This is a genomic window from Pseudomonas fontis, assembly GCF_028656955.1.
GTDB classification, from domain to species: Bacteria; Pseudomonadota; Gammaproteobacteria; order Pseudomonadales; family Pseudomonadaceae; genus Aquipseudomonas; species Aquipseudomonas fontis.
On the sequence record NZ_JAMDGY010000150.1, the window covers coordinates 1 to 3,804 of the forward strand.

The window sequence follows — 3,804 nt, forward strand, 5'->3', positions numbered from 1 at the left end:
GCTCTACATGGCCTGGATAATCTGGAAGGGGCCGAGGGCATGATCCCGCGTAAAGGCTTCATCCGCCGAAAGCTTGAAGCTGCGCTGATCCGGTTGGCCGTCGCCATCCTGATGGGCCGCAACGTCACCAGGTCGCTGGTCGTGAGTCGCCGTGACAACAACGACATGTGGCACATGGCTGAGCGCCTAGACAGCATTGCCGACCGAATCTCCCACAACTACCCGTAACCCCTCCACCTACAACAACTCAAGCCTGCCGGTAGGTGGGCGAGGATGAGCTATGTCCGCAACATCACGATTCCACGAAGTCGCCAACGATGCCCTGGTGAAGATCAGCAACAACCTGTGGCCCGAGGCGAAGCTCGCCCTGGTCATCTACACGCCTGGCGAGCCCGGAAAGGACATCGTTCTAAAGGATCAAGGCATTGTCCTCGATGAAGTGATCAGCACCCTTCGCCGTGGAGGCCTCAGCATCGACGGCGACAACGCCTACAAGCGCGACTTGCTCGACGCAACCGTGGGAGCCATGGCCATGGGCGTGCAAAACAATAACCCACCGCCGACCGGGCACTGGGGCCAGCGCTTCTGGGATATCGGCCGGGCGGAGCGCGCGCTGACCGAAGAGCTGGTCGAGGTACTAAAAGGGGTTCAGAAGCGCTGCGAAGGCATGGGTTACGTCGGGGTCGATGGCCAGTACCTGAAAGTCGTCCAGGCAGCCATAGCAAAAGCCAACCATTAACCACCTCTGCCGCCATGCGCGGCGTGGAGACCTGCATGACCCTGCGACTGATCTCAGTCACCCAGGCGGCCGAGATGCTGGGCATCGGTCGCTCAACCGCCTATCGCCTGGCGAAAGACGGAAAAATTCCATGCGTGCGCGGCTTTGGCCCAGCCCGCATTCACTATCAAAAGCTCGTTGAGATGATCGAGGCTGGCATCCCTGCTACCCTCGCCGCCGCGGGCGTCGTATCCGAGGAGAGGATATGCCGTACAAAAGAGGCGAAACCTGGTGGATTAGCTACACCGCGTCAGACGGAACGTACGTTAGACGCTCTTCTGGCACCAAGGACCATGCCGCAGCCAAGGCTCTAGAGCAGGAGCAGCGGAGTCAGGCGTGGCGTGAAAAGGAAATGGGCTTTGATCGGCAGCGCACCTTCGAGGAAGTGATGATCGAGTACCTGAGCCATGCTGCACAAACCCAGCGCAGCTTCGACACCACGCAGCATCGGGTGAAGGCGCTGCGCGAATTCTTCGCCGGACGGGTCATGAACGATCTGTCCGGCAAGGATATTCGGGAGTACTCATCGCTCCGGTCGAAGGCAGGGAAGTCACCAGCCACTATTAATAGAGAGCTGGCGGCATTGTCGGCAGCGATCAACTGGTGTGCTGTCGAGCTGGAATGGAAGATCCCCAACCCCGTGAAGGGGCGGACGCTACGCGAAGCCGAGAGCCGGGTGCGCTGGATTACCCGGGCGGAGGTCGACTCGCTGTGCCGGTCGGCGCGCACGCAACGATTCGGTGACCTGCTGGAGGACTTCATTAGGCTGGCGGTGAACACGGGGTGCAGGAAGGAAGAGATGATCGGGCTGGAGTGGCGCCGCGTTGACCTGGCAAGCCGTCTGTTTTACCTGGAAGGCGAGCACACGAAGGCAGGAAAGCGTCGAAGCATTCCGCTGAATGAAGGGGCGATGTCTGCGCTGAAGGGGCGAATGTCGTTTCGGGCTGAGAACTGCCCGGCGTCACCCTGGGTTTTCTCGCGCAGGACGGGCGAGAAGGTGGTAGATCTTTCGGATGGTTTCGAGGGGGCCTGCAAGAAAGCAGGCATCAAGGACTTCCGCATTCACGACTTGAGACACACGTGTGCGGCCTGGCTAGTGAGTGCCGGGGTACCGTTGATCGAAGTGAGGGATTTGTTGGGCCATTCAACGGTGCAGATGACCGAGAAATATGCGCACCTCGCACCGGCCAGGGTGCGAGATGCGGTCAGTGTGCTCGACAAGCCAATGTCACAATCTCGCTACACTGATAATCCAGCGGGTCGAGCGGAGGGCGCTCTAAAGCTGGTAAGCACTTGATTTACAAGGTGGTGCGGACGAAGAGACTCGAACTCTTACACCTTTCGGCGCTGGAACCTAAATCCAGTGTGTCTACCAATTCCACCACGTCCGCATGAAGCTTTTAAAGCAAAGGCGCCGGATTTTCATCGGGCGCCTTTTAGAATATGGGGTGGACGATGGGGATCGAACCCACGACAACAGGAGTCACAATCCTGTGCTCTACCAACTGAGCTACGCCCACCATATTGCATACTGCTTTTTACTTGTGCCAAAGCTGCCTAAATTGGCGCACCCGGCAGGACTCGAACCTGCGACCATCCGCTTAGAAGGCGGATGCTCTATCCAGCTGAGCTACGGGCGCATATTCAATCTGCTTTCTGTTAGGATTGCAAATCAACTTTGAGTCTAACTGAACAAGCTAGCAAATCCGCTCATTCTGCCCGACCTTGCTAACCAGTGCTAGGCTCTGCCCGACAAGTGCGACGAATGTTATAGACGAGTGGTTAGGTCGTCAACTCTTTTTTGAAAAAAATTCATTTTATTTAAGGGGTTAGGGGAATTGCCGGACCAAGCGCCTTTGCCCTGCGCCCGCGTCATGCGAGAATGCGCGCTCTATTTATTCCCTCTCGATGGTTAATCACGCGTCATGACTGCACACCTTATCGACGGCAAGGCGATCGCCGCCAGCCTGCGCAAGCAGATCGCCCAACGTGTCGTGGAGCGTCGCCAGCAAGGCCTGCGTACTCCGGGCCTGGCGGTGATCCTGGTCGGTTCCGACCCCGCCTCTCAAGTCTATGTATCGCACAAGCGTAAAGACTGCGAAGAGGTCGGCTTTATCTCCCAGGCCTACGACCTGCCCAGCGACACCACGCAGCAGGCCCTCACCGACCTGATCGATCGCCTCAATGATGACGCGAACATCGACGGCATCCTCCTGCAACTGCCGCTGCCAGCACACCTGGACGCCTCGCTGCTGCTGGAGCGCATTCGCCCGGATAAAGACGTCGACGGTTTCCACCCTTATAACGTCGGCCGCCTGGCCCAGCGCATCCCGCTGCTGCGCCCGTGCACCCCCAAAGGCATCATGACCCTGCTGGAAAGCACCGGTCAGGACCTGTACGGCATGAATGCCGTGGTGGTTGGCGCGTCGAACATCGTCGGTCGCCCGATGGCCATGGAGCTGCTGCTGGCCGGCTGCACCGTGACCGTGACCCACCGCTTCACCAAGGACCTGGCTGGCCACGTCGGCCGCGCCGACCTGGTAGTGGTCGCGGCCGGCAAGCCGGGGCTGGTCAAGGGTGAGTGGATCAAGGAAGGCGCCATCGTCATCGACGTCGGCATCAACCGCCAGGAAGACGGCAAGCTGGTCGGCGACGTGGTCTACGAGACCGCCCTGCCGCGTGCCGGCTGGATCACCCCCGTCCCAGGCGGCGTCGGCCCGATGACCCGCGCCTGCCTGCTGGAAAACACCCTGTATGCGGCTGAAGCGCTGCATAAGTAAGTGGTGATGGCGAGGTAGAAAAAACGGCACCTGAATAGGTGCCGTTTTTTTGTGCCTGATGATCAGGTCGCTACGACATGAGGTTGTAGATACCGTCTTGCCCGTCACCGGGCAAGTGCTAACTTCGGGTCATAAGGTTGTCCCGATTTCAGCACCCCAAAGACGATATGCAGCATTTTGCGCATCACGGCACAGACGATCTGCTTGCCCGCTTTTCCTTTAGCCTTCAAACGGTCCTTCATCGCC

General features: G+C 59.0%; 5 protein-coding genes, 3 tRNA genes and 1 pseudogene. 5 read left to right on the forward strand and 4 right to left on the reverse strand.

Going from position 1 to position 3,804, the window contains the following annotated elements:
• Window positions 1–39: 39 nt before the first annotated feature.
• The 4 genes from M5G11_RS27375 to M5G11_RS27390 are packed head-to-tail and all read left to right on the forward strand — an operon-like array spanning window position 40 to window position 2,075.
• Window positions 40–228 (forward strand): hypothetical protein, encoded by a 189-nt coding sequence (locus M5G11_RS27375; RefSeq protein WP_273912372.1) that lies wholly within the window; start codon window positions 40–42, stop codon window positions 226–228.
• Between the two features lie 52 nt (window positions 229–280).
• The gene (locus M5G11_RS27380) at window positions 281–739 is read left to right on the forward strand and encodes a hypothetical protein (RefSeq protein WP_273912368.1); all 459 of its coding nucleotides are present in this window, start codon (window positions 281–283) and stop codon (window positions 737–739) included.
• A gap of 35 nt (window positions 740–774) precedes the next feature.
• Complete coding sequence (locus tag M5G11_RS27385) at window positions 775–1,092, forward strand: helix-turn-helix domain-containing protein (RefSeq protein WP_273912369.1); 318 nt, start codon at window positions 775–777, stop codon at window positions 1,090–1,092.
• A gap of 38 nt (window positions 1,093–1,130) precedes the next feature.
• The gene (locus M5G11_RS27390) at window positions 1,131–2,075 is read left to right on the forward strand and encodes a tyrosine-type recombinase/integrase (RefSeq protein WP_273912370.1); all 945 of its coding nucleotides are present in this window, start codon (window positions 1,131–1,133) and stop codon (window positions 2,073–2,075) included.
• A gap of 9 nt (window positions 2,076–2,084) precedes the next feature.
• Here M5G11_RS27390 and M5G11_RS27395 read toward each other — a convergent pair.
• From M5G11_RS27395 to M5G11_RS27405, 3 genes are all read right to left on the reverse strand, one after another.
• Window positions 2,085–2,169: transfer RNA gene (locus M5G11_RS27395), tRNA-Leu, on the reverse strand.
• Window positions 2,170–2,222: 53 nt separating this feature from the next.
• Window positions 2,223–2,298, reverse strand: a tRNA-His gene (locus M5G11_RS27400).
• Window positions 2,299–2,341: 43 nt separating this feature from the next.
• Window positions 2,342–2,418: transfer RNA gene (locus M5G11_RS27405), tRNA-Arg, on the reverse strand.
• A gap of 285 nt (window positions 2,419–2,703) precedes the next feature.
• Here M5G11_RS27405 and folD point away from each other — a divergent pair.
• Window positions 2,704–3,558 (forward strand): bifunctional methylenetetrahydrofolate dehydrogenase/methenyltetrahydrofolate cyclohydrolase FolD, encoded by an 855-nt coding sequence (folD, locus tag M5G11_RS27410; RefSeq protein WP_273912371.1) that lies wholly within the window; start codon window positions 2,704–2,706, stop codon window positions 3,556–3,558.
• Window positions 3,559–3,662: 104 nt separating this feature from the next.
• Here folD and M5G11_RS27415 read toward each other — a convergent pair.
• A pseudogene (locus tag M5G11_RS27415) lies at window positions 3,663–3,804 on the reverse strand (IS110 family transposase); the annotation flags it as partial.